Source organism: Streptomyces sp. NBC_00210 (genome assembly GCF_045160975.1).
In the GTDB taxonomy this organism is placed as follows: Bacteria; Actinomycetota; Actinomycetes; order Streptomycetales; family Streptomycetaceae; genus Streptomyces.
The window spans coordinates 1670420-1687817 of sequence record NZ_CP108120.1 but is presented as its reverse complement, the minus strand read 5'-3'; the positions used below and the strand labels follow the sequence as shown (position 1 = coordinate 1687817).

The 17398-nt window shown below is 69.5% G+C and carries 18 protein-coding genes; 10 read left to right on the top strand and 8 right to left on the bottom strand.

Features of this window, described 5'->3' with window-relative positions; translation table 11 throughout:
* Window positions 1-49 precede the first annotated feature (49 nt).
* Complete coding sequence (locus OG729_RS07620; RefSeq protein WP_405805084.1) at window positions 50-742, top strand: response regulator transcription factor; 693 nt, start codon at window positions 50-52, stop codon at window positions 740-742.
* Window positions 739-2043, top strand: coding sequence for an ATP-binding protein (locus OG729_RS07615; RefSeq protein WP_405805083.1), 1305 nt, complete (start codon window positions 739-741; stop codon window positions 2041-2043). Before OG729_RS07620 ends, OG729_RS07615 begins: the two co-directional genes overlap by 4 nt.
* Window positions 2044-2049: 6 nt before the next feature.
* On the opposite strand, the gene OG729_RS07610 is transcribed toward OG729_RS07615, so the two are convergent.
* Window positions 2050-2892, bottom strand: a complete 843-nt coding sequence (locus tag OG729_RS07610) for a CAP domain-containing protein (protein ID WP_405805082.1) — start codon at window positions 2890-2892, stop codon at window positions 2050-2052.
* Window positions 2893-3304: 412 nt separating this feature from the next.
* Between OG729_RS07610 and OG729_RS07605 the strand changes: the two genes are divergently transcribed.
* Window positions 3305-4255 carry a fibronectin type III domain-containing protein gene (locus OG729_RS07605; protein ID WP_405805081.1) on the top strand — a complete coding sequence of 317 codons (951 nt, stop codon included), beginning with the start codon at window positions 3305-3307 and terminating at the stop codon, window positions 4253-4255.
* Here OG729_RS07605 and OG729_RS07600 read toward each other — a convergent pair.
* Complete coding sequence (locus OG729_RS07600; RefSeq protein ID WP_405805080.1) at window positions 4252-4458, bottom strand: DUF397 domain-containing protein; 207 nt, start codon at window positions 4456-4458, stop codon at window positions 4252-4254. The genes OG729_RS07605 and OG729_RS07600 overlap by 4 nt on opposite strands.
* On the bottom strand, window positions 4455-5288 hold the full coding sequence (locus OG729_RS07595) for a helix-turn-helix domain-containing protein (RefSeq protein WP_405805079.1): 834 nt from the start codon (window positions 5286-5288) through the stop codon (window positions 4455-4457). Before OG729_RS07595 ends, OG729_RS07600 begins: the two co-directional genes overlap by 4 nt.
* A gap of 106 nt (window positions 5289-5394) precedes the next feature.
* On the opposite strand from OG729_RS07595, the gene OG729_RS07590 reads away from it, so the two are divergent.
* On the top strand, window positions 5395-5856 hold the full coding sequence (locus OG729_RS07590; protein WP_405805078.1) for an ATP-binding protein: 462 nt from the start codon (window positions 5395-5397) through the stop codon (window positions 5854-5856).
* Between the two features lie 16 nt (window positions 5857-5872).
* Here the strand turns inward: OG729_RS07590 and OG729_RS07585 are convergent, their stop codons facing one another.
* Window positions 5873-6364 (bottom strand): MarR family winged helix-turn-helix transcriptional regulator, encoded by a 492-nt coding sequence (locus OG729_RS07585; protein WP_405805077.1) that lies wholly within the window; start codon window positions 6362-6364, stop codon window positions 5873-5875.
* A gap of 76 nt (window positions 6365-6440) precedes the next feature.
* On the opposite strand from OG729_RS07585, the gene OG729_RS07580 reads away from it, so the two are divergent.
* Window positions 6441-7388, top strand: coding sequence for a zinc-binding alcohol dehydrogenase family protein (locus OG729_RS07580; RefSeq protein ID WP_405805076.1), 948 nt, complete (start codon window positions 6441-6443; stop codon window positions 7386-7388).
* A gap of 108 nt (window positions 7389-7496) precedes the next feature.
* Here the strand turns inward: OG729_RS07580 and aceB are convergent, their stop codons facing one another.
* Together aceB and OG729_RS07570 are read right to left on the bottom strand one after the other, a co-directional pair.
* Complete coding sequence (gene aceB / locus OG729_RS07575) at window positions 7497-9119, bottom strand: malate synthase A (RefSeq protein WP_405805075.1); 1623 nt, start codon at window positions 9117-9119, stop codon at window positions 7497-7499.
* A gap of 216 nt (window positions 9120-9335) precedes the next feature.
* Window positions 9336-9941, bottom strand: coding sequence for an NTP transferase domain-containing protein (locus OG729_RS07570; RefSeq protein WP_405805074.1), 606 nt, complete (start codon window positions 9939-9941; stop codon window positions 9336-9338).
* Between the two features lie 167 nt (window positions 9942-10108).
* Between OG729_RS07570 and OG729_RS07565 the strand changes: the two genes are divergently transcribed.
* Window positions 10109-11971: a protein kinase domain-containing protein gene (locus OG729_RS07565; RefSeq protein ID WP_405805073.1), complete on the top strand. Its 1863-nt coding sequence runs from the start codon at window positions 10109-10111 to the stop codon at window positions 11969-11971.
* 120 nt (window positions 11972-12091) lie between these two features.
* Window positions 12092-12409 (top strand): DUF5955 family protein, encoded by a 318-nt coding sequence (locus OG729_RS07560; RefSeq protein ID WP_360879050.1) that lies wholly within the window; start codon window positions 12092-12094, stop codon window positions 12407-12409.
* A gap of 235 nt (window positions 12410-12644) precedes the next feature.
* Here OG729_RS07560 and OG729_RS07555 read toward each other — a convergent pair whose 3' ends face one another.
* Window positions 12645-13445 (bottom strand): IclR family transcriptional regulator, encoded by an 801-nt coding sequence (locus OG729_RS07555; protein ID WP_405805072.1) that lies wholly within the window; start codon window positions 13443-13445, stop codon window positions 12645-12647.
* Between the two features lie 325 nt (window positions 13446-13770).
* Here OG729_RS07555 and allB point away from each other — a divergent pair, with 325 nt between their 5' ends.
* The 3 genes from allB to OG729_RS07540 all read left to right on the top strand — a co-directional run bounded on the left by allB (window position 13771) and on the right by OG729_RS07540 (window position 17093).
* A complete protein-coding gene (gene allB / locus OG729_RS07550) occupies window positions 13771-15114 on the top strand; it encodes an allantoinase AllB (RefSeq protein ID WP_405805071.1) in 1344 nt (447 codons plus the stop codon).
* Window positions 15114-16229 carry an allantoicase gene (gene alc, locus OG729_RS07545; RefSeq protein WP_360879147.1) on the top strand — a complete coding sequence of 372 codons (1116 nt, stop codon included), beginning with the start codon at window positions 15114-15116 and terminating at the stop codon, window positions 16227-16229. The genes allB and alc overlap by 1 nt, the downstream gene beginning before the upstream one ends.
* 246 nt (window positions 16230-16475) lie before the next feature.
* Window positions 16476-17093, top strand: a complete 618-nt coding sequence (locus OG729_RS07540) for a dihydrofolate reductase family protein (protein WP_360879041.1) — start codon at window positions 16476-16478, stop codon at window positions 17091-17093.
* Between the two features lie 80 nt (window positions 17094-17173).
* On the opposite strand, the gene OG729_RS07535 is transcribed toward OG729_RS07540, so the two are convergent.
* On the bottom strand, window positions 17174-17392 hold the full coding sequence (locus OG729_RS07535; protein WP_405805069.1) for a hypothetical protein: 219 nt from the start codon (window positions 17390-17392) through the stop codon (window positions 17174-17176).
* Window positions 17393-17398: the final 6 nt, after the last annotated feature.

The window sequence follows — 17398 nt, the reverse complement described above, 5'->3', positions numbered from 1 at the left end:
GGTACCGGGGCACGACACCATCTTGGCGGACCCGCTAACGTGCCTGCTCATGGCCTCCGTACTTGTCGTCGAGGACGACCCAGTCATCCGGGCCGCGCTGATCGATGTCCTCACCGGACACGGATACGCGGTGAAGACCGCTCACCAGGGTTTCGAGGCGCTGCGGCAGATCACCCAGGGCCCGCCCGACATCGTCGTGCTCGACCTCGGGCTGCCCGACCTGGACGGTCTCGACGTGCTGCGGATGATCCGGGGCATCTCGCGCGTACCCGTACTGGTCGCCACGGCCCGCGACGACGACACGGAGATCATCAGGCTCCTCAACGCCGGAGCCGACGACTACATGGTCAAGCCCTTCTCGGGCGGCCAGCTCGCCGCCCGGCTCGCCGCCGTACTGCGGCGGTCCGGGCCGGCGACGGACGACGGCGACCGGCAGCCGGTCCTGCAGGTCGCAGGACTCAGGATCGACCCGCTCGCCCGGACCGCGCATCTCGACGGGGACGAGCTCTCCCTGACCCGGCGGGAGTTCGACCTGCTCGCCTATCTTGCGCAAAACGCCGACCAGGTCATATCCCGCCAGCGCATACTCGCCGAGGTATGGCAGCAGCCGTACCTCGAGGACCAGACGGTCGACGTCCACCTCTCGGCACTGCGCAGGAAGCTGGGTGAAAAGGCCGCGGATCCGCGCTATCTGCACACCGTGCGCGGTATCGGGATCAAACTGGTCGCCTCGCCCTCATGAGACGCGCCCTCGCCGGAATCTCCCTCGCCGCGACGCTGATGGTCGCGCTGTCTTTTCTCATCCCGCTCGCCCTGCTCGTACGCGAACAGGCCCGGGACCGGGTGACCACAGCCGCCGAACAGCGCGCGGCCGCCCTCTCGCCGGTACTCGCCCTGACCACCCGACCCGCCGATGTGCAGCAGGCGGTCTCGGGCCTCGGCTCGGACGACCAGCTCGCCGTACGGCTCCCGGACGGCCGGCTCGTCGGCACGCTGCATGCGCCGAAGGAGGCGCTGGAGCGCGCGGTGGGCAAACGGGAGACGCGGGTGCTCGACACCGCCGACGGATGGGTCTATCTCCAGCCCGTCGTCCTCGCCCAGAACCGGGTGGCGGTCGTGGAGGCGTATGTACCGGCCGGGGACCTGACCCGGGGCGTGTGGGAATCGTGGGGCGTCATGTCGCTGCTCGCGCTCGGCCTCGTGGGCGGCTCGGTACTGGTCGCCGACCGGCTGGGCGCCCGGGTCGTCCGCTCCTCCCGGAGCCTGAAGCGTGCCTCGCTGGCCCTGGGATCGGGAGATCTCGACATACGGGTGGAACCGGACGGTCCGCCGGAGTTGCAGGAGGCAGGCGCCGCGTTCAACACCATGGCCGACCGGGTCGTGGAGCTGCTGGCCATCGAGCGTGAGATGGTCGCGGACCTCTCGCACCGGCTCAGGACCCCGCTGACCGCGCTGTACCTGGAGGCGGACCTGCTGGGCGGTTCACCGGGCGCCCGGCGGATCACGGAGGCCGTCGCGCAGTTGGAGAGCGAACTGGACTCCATCATCACCGCCGCCCGCACCCCGCTGGCCGCCGGCCCGGCGAACGGGACGATTCCGGCACGCCCGAGCGAGGTGACCGAGGTGGTGGCGATGCGGCTCGACTTCTGGTCGGTCCTCGCCACCCAGCAGGACCGGCTGTACGAACGCTCGTTCACGCCGCGCCCGACGCCCGTACGGTTCCCGGAGGACGACCTCGCCGCGGTCGTGGACGCGCTGATCGGGAACGTCTTCCGGCACACTCCGCAGGGCACCGCCTTCGCCGTACGGGTGGAGCGCACCGTTCGGCACGTCGTGCTGACCGTGGAGGACGCGGGCCCCGGCGTTGCCGACCCGGACGCCGCGCTCACCCGGGGCGTCAGCATCGGCGGCTCCACGGGCCTCGGCCTGGACATCGTGGCGCGTGCGGCCCGCGCGGCGGGCGGGGAGCTGGAGATCAGCGGCGCGCCGATGGGCGGGGCCCGGGTGCGGGTGTCGTTCGGGCTGGCGGGCGAGGCGCGGTAGCGGGTCCTACCGGCTTGCGCCGAAGTCCTGTGTCCACCAGGGGCCGCCGTCCCCGAAGTGCACGCCGATGCCTATCTCCTTGAAGGAGCAGTTGAGTATGTTGGCGCGGTGGCCGGGGCTGTGCATCCACGCGTCCATGACGGCGGCCGCGTCGGACTGCCCGCGGGCTATGTTCTCGCCCAGCGTGGACCATTGATACCCGGCGGCCTCGACGCGGCTGGTCATCGTGGACCCGTCGGGCCCGGTGTGGGACATCACGCCGCTGCGGGCCATGACATCGCTGTAGTCGTCCGCGGCCTCGGTCAGCTTCGAGTTCGAGGAGAGCGGCGAGCAACCGGCCGACGCGCGCTCCTTGTTGACGAGCGAGAGGACCTGGGCCTCGGCACCGCTCGAGGACCCCGACCCCGACCCGGACCCGGATCCGCCGGAGGACGAGGTGGATCCGCCACCGCCGGTGGACCCACCCGTACCGCTTCCGCTCTTCGTCGTGACCCTGGGCTTCGGCGCGGCCTTCGGACTCACCGTCCGCTTCGGCTTGGCGGCGGCGGAGAGGGAAGCGGACGGGCTCGGCGATGCGCTCGCCTTCGCGCTCCCCGAAGGGGAGGCAAGCGGCGACGCGCTGCCCGCCGCGACATCGTCATCGCCCGGCCCGGCGAGGTCACCGGCGGCGTTCGTCTCCACCCGGCCTGCCGGTCCGCCGTCGTCCCCGCCGCCCATGGCGAGGGTCACTCCGACACCCGCGGTGACGGTGATCACGCCCAGCGCCAGCGCGGCGCTGCGTGCCCGCAGCCCGCCCTTGGGGCGCGCGTGAGAACGGGAGTTCGAGCCAGCGATTCCTCGGGAACCCATACGTGCAACACCTCGGATGGAAGACGGCTGAGCAAGCGGGATCCCGGCAGACGCAGCCGCGCCCACCGGGATCACGGTGGGGGGTTGACGAGAGCGTAAGCCGGTTCGTGTGCCGAAAGGCCCCAGGGAAGGGCTTCTTCAAGAAGCCATAAGAATGCCATCAGGCTCAGGCAAGGTACGCCGGGCAGGAGGCCGTGCCATGACGGGGCACAACGGCCTTCAGGGGACTTACTGTCGCACGAAGTGCACCTCGCGCAGAGCGTTCGGGCCTCCCCTCCCGCGTGCCTCGCAGCCCGTACGGCGAAGGTTGCCATGGCCGTTCTGTCCGTCCGGATGGCGAAGGTCTTGCCGCAGGGCCGCGGGCTGTGTCATATAGGTCTGGACCATTGCCGTCCTCTGCGGAGGTCCGACCGTGCAACGTCCCCCCACAATCCCCGCGTTGGCCTGTGCCGCCGCTCTCCTGCTGACCGCCTGCGGAGGCGAGGACAAGGACACCGAGAACCCTTCGACCCCCGCCCGCGTGACCGCTCAAGCAGGCAGTGCCACCTCCGTGCACGTCATGTGGGAGCAGGCCACCGACAACAAGGCCGTCATCGGATACGAGGTGTTTCAGCAGGGCACCAGGGTCAAGTCCCTGCCCGCCACCAGGCACATGGTCGACATCGACCGGCTGAGTCCGCAGACCGCCTACAGCTTCACCGTCCGGGCCCGGGACGCGGCGGGCAACCTCTCGACGCCGAGCGCCGCCGTGCCCGTCACCACCCCGGCCCCCACGCCGGAGGACCACCAGGCGCCCTCGCGGCCCCTGAAGCTGCGGGGCCGGGCCGAGGGGAGCCGCGAGGCCGTTCTGTCCTGGGCGCGCGCCGCGGACGACGTCGGCGTTACCTCGTACGACATCTACCAGGAGGATTCGCGCATCCACAGCGTGAGCGGCACCGAGACCACCGCCCGTGTCACCGGCCTGCGGCCCGGCACCGTTTACACCTTCACCGTGCGGGCACGTGACGCCGCCGAGAAATCCTCACCGGACAGCAACGCCGTGGACCTCACCACCGCGTCGGCACCCGGGAAGGGGCCCAGCACGGCCCCCACCGATCTCAAGGCGACCACCCGCAAGGGGAACGTCGATCTGAGCTGGACGCCGCCGCCGACGGGCGGACCGGTCAAGGAGCATCAGCTGTTCCTGAACGGGAAGTTGGCCACCACCATCGTCTGGGGTGCCGCGCCACCGACCGGGAAGGCGACGTACACCTTCATGGTCACGGACAAGCCCGGCACTCGTTACAGCGTCAAGCTCCGGGCCAAGCTGCCCGACGGGAAGTGGGGTGACTTCTCGGCGCAGCGCACGGTCGTGGTCCGCTAGACCTGCGCGGCGAACTCCACGAATGCCGCCCAGCCCCGTGAAGCCACGCGCAGGGTCGGCCCCGCGTTGTCCTTCGAGTCGCGGATGTGGATGGTGCCGGTGCGGGCCGCGACCTCAACGCACTCGCCGCCCGATCCCGTGCTGTAGCTGCTCTTGAACCAGGCCGACTCGGGCACAGCCTGTGCGGGCTCTTCGACGTTCATGCCTCTCCCAGCAACTTCTCGACGAGTTCCAGCGATTCACGTGGAGTGAGCGCCTGCGCCCGGAGGATCCCGTACTGCTCCTCGATCTCCCGGACCGACGGCCGATCCGTGTAGAGGCGGCTGTCCTTGTACGCCTCCACGTACGCGATCCTCTGTCCTTCCCTCGTCTCGATCAAGGTGAAGGGGCCTTCGAGTCCAGCATGCTCCTCGCGCTCGATCGGCATCACCTGGATTTCGACGTTGCGACGATGTCCGTGCAACAGGATCTGCTCCAGTTGCCCCCTCATCACAGCACGTCCTCCCAGAGGGCGGCGCAGCACGAACTCCTCGATGACGAAACTGATTGTGGGCATCGGCATGCGGGAGAAGGTCTCCTGACGGGCCAGTCGTGCGGCGACCCGCTGACCGACGGTGTCCTCGTTGAGCAGCGGCCGCCACATTGTGAACACGGCCCGTGCGTAGTCCTCAGTCTGCAAGAGCCCGGGTACGGCCTTGGTCGCGTACACATGCAGTGCTACCGCCTGCGCCTCCAACCGCGCCGCGTCCCGGAAGAACGCCGGATACTGCGCCCTCGCCACCTCCTCCTTGCTCGCGCGCAGTAACCCGCCCGCGTCCAGTACCTCGTCCGCCTTGTCGATGAACATCGGTGGCGGAATCCGACGTCCCTGCTCGAACGAGGCGATCGTCGACGCCGAGTACCCGGTCATCGACCCGAACTCCGGCCGTTCCAGCCCCGCGCGTACCCGGCTCAGCTTCAACTGCTGCCCGAAGACGTGCAGGATGCCCGACCCCGTCTCGTACTCGTGCTCCGGCTGCGGCTGATCGCCCATGCCCCCGCACCTCCCGCGTACATCCCTAACCGGGACGCGTACACCCCGTACCCGTCAGCGCGTCCCTCCTGGTCAACGCTACGCACGCACCGCCAGCGTTTTCCTCATGAACCGAGCAATTACCCCTCACGTGGCACCCCAGCAACAGCCAGCCCCCGCCCACGAGTTCTCGATGCAGTTCACCTCCACCCCGCGCGGTGCCCGCCTCGCCCGCCGGCTCGTCTCGCACCGGCTCCACGACTGGGGTTATCCGTACGACTCCACCCCCAACGAGACGCTCACCCTCGTCGCCGCCGAGCTCACCGCGAACGCCGTGCGCCACGGACACGTCACCGGCCGGGACTTCCACCTCCGCCTCACCGCAACCGCCACCGCCCTCCGGATCGAGGTCGCCGACACCCGTAACGAGCGACGTCCTTCAGCCGGTGAACTCACCGCCCCACCCACCGACGCAGAATCGGGACGAGGCCTGTACCTCGTCGCCCAGCTCGCCGACCAATGGGGCGTCGCACCCCGCGCGGGCGCCCCCGGAAAGCATGTGTGGGCGGAGCTGCGCCTACCGCAATGATCTTCCGCCCGCGGCCTCAGGCGACGGGCGGGACGGACGCGTGGCGCGTCTGCTGGATCAGCACCGTGGTAGCTCGTTCCAGGAGTTCGCAGAGTGCGGTGTGTTCGGAGGGCGTGAACGCATCGGTGAGTGCGCGCTCAAGGATGATCACCTCCTGGAAGGCGCCGTCCAGGAGAGCCCGGCCCTCATCGGTGAGGGTGGCGATCTGCACCTTGGCGTGCACCGGGGACGTCTGGCGGCGGATGAGCTCCTTGGTCTCCATGTTGGTCAGCACGCTGCTCATGCTCTGCTGGGTCACCCCGCAGGAGCGGGCCAGTTGAGAGCCGGACATGCCGCCCTCGCGCGAGAGGACCAGCAGCACGGTGTACTGCGTCATGGTCAGCCCGTAGGCGCGCAACACCGCCTCGTGATGCGCCATCAGCGCCTGCTCCGACCGCCTGATCCGGGTGCAGAGGTCATCCTCGACCGGGGCTTCCACCATGTACTCCCACTCCATTGACAGGTTCATGGGTTGACTCAGGAACCTGATACACCTACGGTCCTATAACTGTAAGGATACTGACTCAACACAGGGGGCTGTAATCATGAAGGCCGTTCTTCTCGACACCGAGGACCACTACGGCATCGCCGAACTCGACGAGCCCACCCCGGGCCCCGGTCAGGTGGCGATCCGCGTCGCCTACGCCGGGATCCAGTGGGGCGACACCATGGTCCGGGACGGCCACTTCCCCGTGCCGCGCCCCTTCGTCCCCGGCTTCGAAGCGACCGGGCACATCGTCGCGGTCGGCGAGGGCATCGACCCAGGCCGTATCGGTGAGCCCGTCGCCGCGCTGACCACCGCGGGCGCCTGCGCCGAGGTGGCCGTGGCGCCCGCCGTGCTCGCGCTGGGCATCGGCGACATGCCGCTGCGGACGGCCGCAGGTCTTGGCTGGGGCGCACCGACCGCCTATGACCTGATCAACACCACCTCGCGTGTCCGGCCCGGCGAGAGCGTGCTGGTCCACGCCGCCGCCGGCTCGGTCGGCACGCTGGCCGCCCAGTTCGCCCGACTGGCCGGAGCCGGTCGGATCGTCGGAGTGGCCGGCAGCGCCGCCAGGGCCGACTACGCCGCCCAGTTCGGCTACGACGAGGTCTTGCTGCGCGGGGAGTTCCCGGCCGCACTAGGCGACGAGAAGTTCGACGTGATCCTCGACCCGGTCGGCGGCTCGACCCGTCAGGCCGGCGTGGAGCAGCTCGCAGCCCACGGCCGACTGGCGGCGTACGGCAACCTCAGCACCTACGAACCCGTCCTGGCCAACACCAACGACCTCCTCATGCAGGGCAAATCCCTCATGACCTACAACAGCAACCTGCTCAGCCAGACCCACCCGGAGCGACTCGCCGACAGCGCCAGCCGCGCACTCGGCCTCGTCGCCGATGGTCACGTGCGCGTGGACATCACCGCCGAATACGACCTGACAGACGTGGCCATTGCCGTACAGCGGCTCGCCGACGGTTCCACCCAGGGCAAGAGCATCCTCCGGGTCGCCTGACAGGGCGCTCGAAGAGATTGACAGGTGGTTCCCTCCGTGCGGGCAGCACTCCGCCCCCGGCCGCTGTGCGGTGTGCCGGGGGCGGCGCGGGAACAGTAACGGCAGCGGTCAGCCGACCAGTTGCTCGTACGCCGACAGTGTGAGGAAGTCCTCGTAGTTCTCGTCCAGTGCCACCTTCAGCAACAGATCGTGCGCCTGCTGCCAGTTGCCCGCCGTGAACGCCTCCTCGCCGATCTCCTCGCGGATTGCCGCCAGTTCCTCAGCCGCGACCTTGCGAGCCAGGTCCGCGGTGGCGAGCTCGCCGTTCTCGAAGACGACTCCCGCGTTGATCCACTGCCAGATCTGGGAGCGGGAGATCTCCGCGGTCGCCGCGTCCTCCATCAGGTTGAAGATCGCGACGGCGCCGAGGCCGCGCAGCCATGCCTCGATGTAGCGGATGCCGACCTGGACGGCGTTGCGCAGGCCCTCGTACGTCGGCTTCGCGTCCAGTGAGTCGATGGCGATCAGATCGCCGGCCGCCACCGAGACGTCCTCGCGGAGGCGGTCCTTCTGGTTGGGCTTGGAACCCAGCACCGCGTCGAACGAAGCCATGGCGATCGGGACCAGGTCCGGGTGCGCGACCCAGGAGCCGTCGAAGCCGTCGCCCGCCTCGCGGTCCTTGTCGGCCTTGACCTTCTCGAACGCGACCTTGTTGACCGCGGCGTCGCGCCGGGAGGGGATGAAGGCCGCCATGCCGCCGATGGCGTGCGCGCCGCGCTTGTGGCACGTGCGGACCAGGAGTTCGGTGTAGGCGCGCATGAAGGGCGCGGTCATCGTCACCGCGTTGCGGTCCGGGAGCACGAATTTCCCGCCGCCGTCACGGAAGTTCTTGACGATCGAGAAGAGATAGTCCCAGCGGCCGGCGTTCAGCCCGGCCGCGTGGTCGCGCAGCTCGTAGAGGATCTCCTCCATCTCGTACGCCGCCGTGATCGTCTCGATCAGGACGGTCGCGCGGACGGTGCCTTGCGGGATGCCGATGTAGTCCTGGGCGAAGACGAAGATGTCGTTCCAGAGGCGGGCCTCAAGGTGCGACTCCGTCTTCGGGAGGTAGAAGTACGGGCCCTTGCCGAGGTCGATGAGCCGCTTGGCGTTGTGGAAGAAGTACAGGCCGAAGTCGACCAGCGCACCCGGCACCGGGCGGCCGTCGAACTGCAGGTGGCGCTCCTCCAGGTGCCAGCCGCGTGGGCGCATCACGACGGTCGCGAGTTCGTCGGCGGACTTCAGGGCGTACGACTTCCCGGACTTCGGGTCGGTGAAGTCGATCCGGCGCTCATAGGCGTCGATCAGATTGAGCTGGCCGAGGACGACATTCTCCCAGGTGGGAGCGGATGCGTCCTCGAAGTCGGCGAGCCAGACCTTCGCGCCCGAGTTCAGGGCGTTGATGGTCATCTTGCGGTCGGTGGGTCCGGTGATCTCCACCCTGCGGTCGTTGAGGGCCGCGGGGGCCGGAGCGACCTTCCAGGAGTCGTCCGCGCGGATGGCGGCGGTCTCCGGGAGGAAGTCCAGCGCGGAGGTGCGGGCGATCTCGGCGCGGCGCTCGGAGCGACGGGCAAGAAGCTCGTCACGGCGCGGTGTGAACCGCTGGTGCAGCTCGGCCACAAAGGCGAGGGCCGCGTCGGTCAGGACCTCTTCCTGCCGCGGCAGGGGCTCGGCTTCGACGATGGCCAGCGGGGACGGCGCTGGTGCGGACATGAGCTGTCACTTCCTTCAGCGGGCGGTGCCTGGCGGCCGCCGGCATCACAGATACGGCACTCGGTGCCGCAGGTGCCGAGATGCGGTCGCGGGCGCCGTCTGGGGATCGGGCGCTTCTGACCAGTGGATAGTAGTTTCCTCATGGTGGAAGTTCAATGGTTTGTTGATGTCGAGATTCTCCGGGTCGACACACCATGGCTCTGAGTGCCACGCCGTTCACTCAAGGTGCGCCAGATCCTCAGCGGTGTCGATGTCGTACGCCTCGGCGATGTCGCCGCACTCGATCAGAGTCAGCGAGGACTCGTGCTCCTTCAGATACGCGCGCGCCCCGCGGTCGCCGACCGCGCTCGCCACGATCGCCGTCCAGTGGTCCGCGCCGAAGAGGACAGGATGGCCGCGCTCACCTCCGTACGCGGCGGCCAGGAGCGAATCCCGGGAGCGGTACGCGGCCCTGATGCGGGAGACCGCCGGTGCGCCGATCCCCGGCTGGTCGACGAGAGAGACCAGCGCGGCGTCCGCGTCCGTGGCGGCCAGGGACTCAAGACCCGCGCGCAGTGAGGAGCCCATGCCCTCCTGCCAGCCAGGGTTGTCGACCAGTACGCAGCCGGACAGTTCTGCCTCCGCGCGTACCCGGTCGGCCGCGGCGCCCAGCACCACATGCACCGGGGCGCAGCCGGCCTCGCGCAGGACGCGCACCGCGTGTTCGACCAGCGGCCGGCCACGGTGCGTCAACAGGGCCTTCGGGCGACCGCCGAGGCGGCGTCCGCCGCCCGCCGCGAGCAGCAGTCCGGCGACAATCGGTTCCTTCGGTGGTTGTGCCATAAGGACTCCTTACCTCAAATCCGGTCGAAGCGCTGCGCCGTCCGGGAGTCGTCCGCACGGCTCTGCAACCGCCCGGCGCATGCCCGTCGTCCGACGTGGAGAGCGGGTCGCGACCTTGGATAAGGTGCTTCTCCGATACTGAAGTTGGCTATGGGGGACGAGAGTCGATGAGTGGGCGCGCACACGAGGGAACGGTCTTCCAGCCGCTGGGCGAAGAGGATCCGCAACACGTCGCCGGATACAAGATTGCCGCTCGGCTCGGCGCCGGTGGCATGGGCAAGGTCTATCTGTCGTACACGCCCGGCGGCCGTGCCGTCGCCATCAAGGTGATCAGGCCCGACTTCGCCCAGGACGCCGAATTCCGCCGCCGTTTCGCGCAGGAGGTGCAGGCCGCGCAGCGTGTGCAGGGCCTGTACACCGCGCCGGTCATCGACGCCGATGCGGAGGCCCAGCAGCCCTGGCTCGCCACGGCCTACGTCCCCGGGCCCTCACTCGCCGACGCGGTCAGCCAGCACGGCAAGCTGCCGGTGGAGACAGTGCTGCTGCTGGTCGCCGGGATCGCCGAGGCGCTGCATGTCATCCACGGCGCAGGCATCGTCCACCGCGACCTCAAGCCGGCCAACGTGCTGCTCGCCTCGGACGGGCCGCGCGTCATCGACTTCGGCATCGCCCGCGCCGCCGACGCCACTTCGCTCACCAGCAGCGGCGTCACCATCGGCACGCCGTCCTTCATGGCCCCGGAGCAGGCGGCCGGCAGCCAGGTCACCCCGGCCACCGACATCTTCGCGCTCGGCCAGGTGGCGGCGTACGCGGCCACCGGCCGGGCTGCCTTCGGTGAGGGCACCTCGCACGGCGTGCTCTACCGGATCGTGCACGAGGAGCCAGATCTCGCGGAACTGCCGGAGCAGCTGCGTGAGTTGGTGACCCGCTGTCTCACGAAGGAGCCGGAGGGCCGGCCGTCGGTCGCCGAGCTGCTTGCCATCTGCCAGGCAGCCAACGGGGAAACGGTGCTGCGGCGGCCGGAGGAGTGGCTGCCGGGTGCGGTCGCCGCGGAGATCACCACGCGCAACGCGGCCCCGGCGCCGCCCGTGACGCCGCCGGCCGGACAGGCCCCGGCTCCGGTGCAGCCTCCGCACCACCCGCCCACGCAGGCCGCTCCTCAGGCTCCCGTGCAGCCGCCGCACTACGCGCCCACGCAGACCGCCGGCCAAGCCCAGATGCACGCGCCCGCGCCGGTTCCGCCGCCCACCGCGGTCTCCGGACCGGCGACTCCGCCGCCCGGCTTCGGACCGTCGGCCCAGACACCGACGTACGCCTACCCGCACCCGCAGGCGGCCCCGCAGCAGCATCCGTACACCCATCCGGTGCAGCCGTATACCGGCGCCACACCCACAGCGCCGACGAAGAAGAAGGGACGCAATCTGGCCATCGCCGTCGTCGCCACGCTGGCGTTCGGCGCACTGGCGGGAGGCGGCGTGTACTTCGCGCTGGCCGACAAGGACGACGAGAAAAGCAATCAGTCGCAGGGCCAGGACAAGGCCGACAGCTCGAAGGACAGCGCTCAGGACCCGGCCGCCACGGGCAGCCCGGGGAGCAACCAGTCCTCCAAGCCCGCCGAACCGGTCGCGGACCCGACGCCCAAGACGTACAACGGTCTCAACGTCACGGACGATTACGGCATCAACCTCGGCGACGAGCCGGTCAAGCCGATTTCGAGCGAATCCAGCACCGGCGACCTTGAGCACGAGTACTACCTCGGCACGATCGAGGCCCGGAACGGAAAGCTGATCCTGCTGCGCCCCGGCCAGAACGCCGACTTGGAGACCTGCCGAACCGAGACACGGTTCGCCACTGTGCTCAAGGTCGAAAACCTGTCGAAGGGCGCGAAGTTCTGTGTACTGAGCGAAACGGGGAACGTGGGCGTGGTGACCTTTCAGGGAAGGTCGCCCGAATCGGACCCCAGTCACTACATCACCCTGGACGTGACGGTCTGGCGCGGCGCCATCGACTCCGTACAGCCGTCGTCCTGAATTCGGTACGCGGAGTGGCGCGCACCGCGTCGGATGGCGTTAACTTGCCCGCGACCCAGGGCTGCTGACGATCGCCGTGGGTCGTCGGGCCGGCACAACGGTGTGCGAGGGGAAGAGGCTTTGTTGCGGAGCGTGGGGCAGACGCGGGTGACAGAGAGCGGCGAGGACCCTAGGGCGACGGAGCTGCGCACGGCCGTCTCCCGGCTCCGCCGCGAACTGGCCGGCCACCCGGCGGAGTTCCCCGACCGGGGCATCGCCGAGGACGAACTGGCCGTACTGGCCGCGATGGTGGCCGGCGGAGACCCTGAGATCCCGCGGATGCGGCGCTCGTTGCTGCTGATTGCCGGGGCGATCGGCTCGGTGAGTGCGTTGGCGCCTGCGCTGATGGGGGTACGGAACGCGGTGGATCTGTTCGGGGAAGTGCCGCCGCGGGTCTGAAGGCGCGGGGGAGCATTTCCCCTACCCGCCCTCCCGCAGAGCTTCGCCTGGGAGGTACCCCCATCCCGAAATCAGGGGCAAGCCCCCGGACCCCCGGTCGAAGCCGGGGCTGCGCCCGGGTCCCCGCGTGCCGGCTTCGCGGCGCGGACGGGCTGAAATTCAGCCCGTCCGGCGATTGAGGACTGGGGCGCCACGCCCGCAGGGCGTGGGGCGGGGCCGGGCGGAGCCCCGGGTGTCAGCCTTGCGCGGACGTGTTCGCCAGCGCCGCCGAGAGGTCCTTGGCGACTTCCTGCAGGACCGGAACGATCTTCTCGGTGGCCGCCTCGGTGACCCGGCCCGCCGGGCCCGAGATCGACACTGCCGCCGCCGTGGGGGAGTTGGGCACCGAGACCGCGAGGCAGCGGACCCCTATCTCCTGCTCGTTGTCGTCCACCGCGTACCCGGCGCGCCGCACCTGCTCCAGCGCCTCCAGGAAGCCCTCGGGCGTCGTGATCGTCTTCTCGGTGGCCGCGGGCATACCGGTCCTGGCCAGCAGTGCCCGCACCTCCTCCGGCGGGGTGTGCGCGAGCAGCGCCTTGCCCACGCCGGTGGAGTGCGGCAGGACCCGTCGGCCGACCTCGGTGAACATGCGCATGGAGTGCTTGGAGGGCACCTGTGCCACGTACACGATCTCGTCGCCGTCGAGCAGCGCCATGTTCGCCGTCTCGCCGGTCTCCTCGACCAGGCGGGCCAGATAGGGGCGGGCCCAGGTGCCGAGCAGCCGGGATGCGGACTCGCCGAGGCGGATCAGACGGGGGCCGAGGGCATAGCGGCGATTGGGCTGCTGGCGTACGTAACCGCAGGCCACGAGCGTGCGCATCAGGCGGTGGATCGTGGGCAGCGGCAGACCGCTGCTGACGGAGAGTTCGCTGAGCCCGACCTCGCCGCCGGCGTCGGCCATTCTCTCGAGCAGGTCGAAGGCGCGCTCCAGGGACTGCACGCCACCGCTGGATGCGGTCTTGGCGGCGTCGGTGGCGCTGGCGCTGGACGTCGGCACGTCAACGGTCCTTTCGGGCAGGCAGACAAGTGAGCAGCCTACCGGGCGACTGCGCCCGGCACACCGCACTCGGCACGGCGTCTTTGCCGGTCAGGGGGTGTTTGTCCCTGTGTTGGCGGTCATCTCCGGCGATCTCTCGGTGCTCGCCTCGGCGAGGACTACGTTCTGCTTTGTGAAAGTCTACTTTCACTACGCGGAAATATCTAGCCAGGGTTCGACCTTGCCCTGCCCGCCGGGGCGGGTCTTGACGGACCGGACTCCGGAGTGAAGACTCCTTCAACAGTTCGTTGAATTTCGCTGTACGTGACGGAAGTGAGGGGCACGGGTGTCCAATGTGGACGTGAACCTGGTACTGCGCTCGACTCGCGTGGTCACCCCGGAAGGGACGCGCGCCGCATCGGTCGCCGTCGCCGCCGGGAAGATCGCGTCGGTGCTGCCGTACGACGCCGAGCGGCCGGCCGGAGCCCGGCTGGAGGACTTCGGGGACGATGTCGTACTCCCCGGTCTCGTCGACACCCATGTCCATGTGAACGACCCCGGCCGCACCGAATGGGAGGGCTTCTGGACCGCCACTCGCGCGGCCGCCGCCGGTGGCATCACCACCCTGCTGGACATGCCCCTCAACTCCCTCCCGCCGACCACCACCGTCGGCAACCTCGCCACCAAGCAGGACGTGGCCCGCAGCAAGGCGCACATCGACGTCGGCTTCTGGGGCGGAGCCGTCCCGTCCAATGTGAAGGACCTGCGGCCGCTGTACGACGCCGGAGTCTTCGGCTTCAAGTGCTTCCTCTCGCCGTCCGGCGTCGAGGAGTTCCCCGAGCTCGACCAGGACCAGCTGGCCCGGTCGATGGCTGAGATCGCCGGCTTCGGCGGACTGCTGATCGTGCACGCCGAGGACCCGCACCAGCTGGCCGCCGCGCCTCAGCAGCCCGGTCCCCGGTACGCGAACTTCCTCGCCTCCCGGCCGCGCGACGCCGAGAACACCGCGATCGAGAGCCTGATCGCGCACGCCCGCCGCCTCAATGCCCGTGTGCACGTACTGCATCTTTCATCCTCCGACGCGCTGCCGCTGATCGCGGCCGCCAAGCGGGAGGGCGTCAGGATCTCCGTCGAGTCCTCTCCGCACTTCCTCACTCTCACGGCCGAGGAAGTCCCGGACGGGGCAACCGAGTTCAAGTGCTGCCCGCCGATCCGTGAGGCGTCCAACCAGGACGCCCTGTGGGAGGGACTGGCCGACGGGACGATCGACTGCATCGTCTCCGACCACTCGCCCTGCACCACCGACCTCAAGACCCCGGACTTCGCCTCCGCCTGGGGTGGCATCTCCTCCCTCCAGCTGGGCCTCCCGGCGATCTGGACCGAGGCCCGTGAGCGTGGCCACACCCTCGAGGACGTCGTCCGCTGGATGTCCGAGGCCCCCGCCAGGCTCGCGGGACTGAGCCAGAAGGGTGCGATCGAGGCGGGCCGCGACGCAGACTTCGCCGTCCTCGCGCCCGACGAGACCTTCACCGTCGACCCGGCCGAGCTCCACCACCGCAACCAGGTGACGGCATACGCGGGCAAGACCCTGCGCGGAGTCGTCAGGTCGACCTGGCTGCGCGGCGAACGCATCGTGGAGAACGGCACCCTGGCCGAGCCGACCGGCCGACTGCTCGAAAGGAACAACTGATCGTGTCCATCCCTTCCTTCACCGGTGACGCCAGCCCGTTCGGCGGCGGCGACCCGTATGCCGACTACCGCACGGCCGAGTTTCCGTTCGAGCACCACGCAGACCTGGCCGACCGGCGGCTCGGCGCGGGCGTGATCGCCGCCAACGACGAGTTCTTCGCTGAGCGCGAGAACCTGCTGAAGCCTCAGGCCGCGGAGTTCGACCCGGAACACTTCGGCCACAAGGGCAAGATCATGGACGGCTGGGAGACCCGCCGTCGCCGTGGCGTGAGCGCCGCACAGCCGCACCCGACCGACGACGACCACGACTGGGCTCTCGTACGGCTCGGCGCGCCCGGCGTCGTACGCGGCATCGTCGTCGACACCGCCCACTTCCGCGGCAACTACCCGCAGGCGGTCTCCATCGAGGCCACCGCCGTCGCCGGTTCTCCCTCGCCCGAGGATCTGCTCGCCGACGACGTGAAGTGGGTGACGCTCGTCCCGCGTACGGCCATCGGCGGCCATGCGGCGAACGGCTTCGCGGTCGACGTGGAGCAGCGCTTCACACATCTGCGCGTCAACCAGCACCCCGACGGCGGCATCGCCCGGCTGCGGGTCTACGGCGAGGTCGCACCCGATCCGGCGTGGCTCGGCGCCCTCGGCACCTTCGACCTCGTCGCGCTGGAGAACGGCGGCCGGGTCGAGGACGCGTCCGACCGCTTCTACTCCCCGGCCACCAACACCATCCAGCCTGGCCGCTCCCGCAAGATGGACGACGGCTGGGAGACCCGCCGGCGCCGGGACAAGGGCAACGACTGGATCCGCTACCAGCTGGTGGCGCAGTCCGAGATCCGTGCGGTGGAGATCGACACGGCGTATCTGAAGGGCAACAGCGCGGGCTGGGCGGCGGTTTCGCTCCGCGACGGTGAGAGCGGGGAGTGGGCGGAGATCCTTCCGCGGACCCGTCTGCAGCCGGACACGAATCACCGTTTCGTGCCGGCTGCCCCTGTGGTCGGCACGCATGTGCGGGTGGACATCTACCCGGACGGCGGCATTTCGCGCCTGCGGCTGTTCGGCTCGCTGACGGCGGACGGCGCGGCGGGTCTGCGGGCGCGGCACCAGGAACTGGGCGGCTGACCCGGGGCTCCGCGCCCGTGATGTACGCAGCCTCGTCACTCGCCGAGTACGCGCCGGTCGACGGGGCGGCGCCGGCCCGTGAGCTGTCCGAGCTCGAGGAAACCGGCCCTGCCTCCTCGGCGCGGGCGGCAAAGGGACGTTGAATGTCGATGAATTCCCGGCGTGAGGGGGGTCTCAGTTGATGACCGGAACACCGCAACCCAAGGAATCCACGAAATCCCCGGAATCCCCGAAAGAGGCATCGCCATGGCACAGCTCTCGATCACCACTTTCGTCACCCTCGACGGAGTGATGCAGGCCCCCGGCGGACCGAACGAGGACACAAGCGGCGGCTTCGGCCTGGGCGGCTGGTCCGTCCCGTACGGGGACGACGACTTCGGCCGTTTCATGACCGAGGTCTTCGAACGGGCCGGTGCCTTTCTGCTCGGCCGCCGTACGTACGAGATCTTCGCCGGCTACTGGCCCAAGGTGACCGACCCCGACGACCCGATCGCGTCGCGGCTCAACTCCCTTCCGAAGTACGTCGCGTCGAACAAACTCAAGAAGGCCGACTGGGAAGGAAGCACCGTCATCGACGGCGACCTCGCCGAGGAGATCACCGCGCTGAAGGAGCGCACGAACGGCGAGCTCCAGGTCCATGGCAGCGGCGCCCTGGCCCACTTCCTCATGGCGCACGACCTGATCGACATTTACAACCTGCTCATCTTTCCGGTCGTCCTGGGCACGGGCCGCCGCCTCTTCGCGAGCGGCGCGGTCCCGACCGCCTTCCGGCACACCTCGGCCCGCACCACGCCCGCCGGTGTGGCCATCCACACGTACGAGTTGGCAGGCCGTCCCGAGTACGGCACCTACGAGGCCGAATAACGAAAGGGCGTACGGCGGCGGCGCAGCAGGTGCGCGGCCGGGCGCGACCGGCCGGAACTGCTCGGGGTTCTCGGTCTGCCTCAGGCCTTCCGGAGTTGGTCCGCGATCATCAGCACCGCGAAGCCGACCACCGCGATCACGATGTTCGCGAAGAGCTCCCGGCCGTGCAGAAAGCCGAGGTACTCCGTGAACCAGCGCGTGAAGCCGATGAAGCGGAACCAGCCGGTCAGCTCGTGCAGCACGCCGCAGCCGCCCACCACCAGCAGCACCGTGCCGACGCCCTCGAGAATCTTCTTCATGCGCCG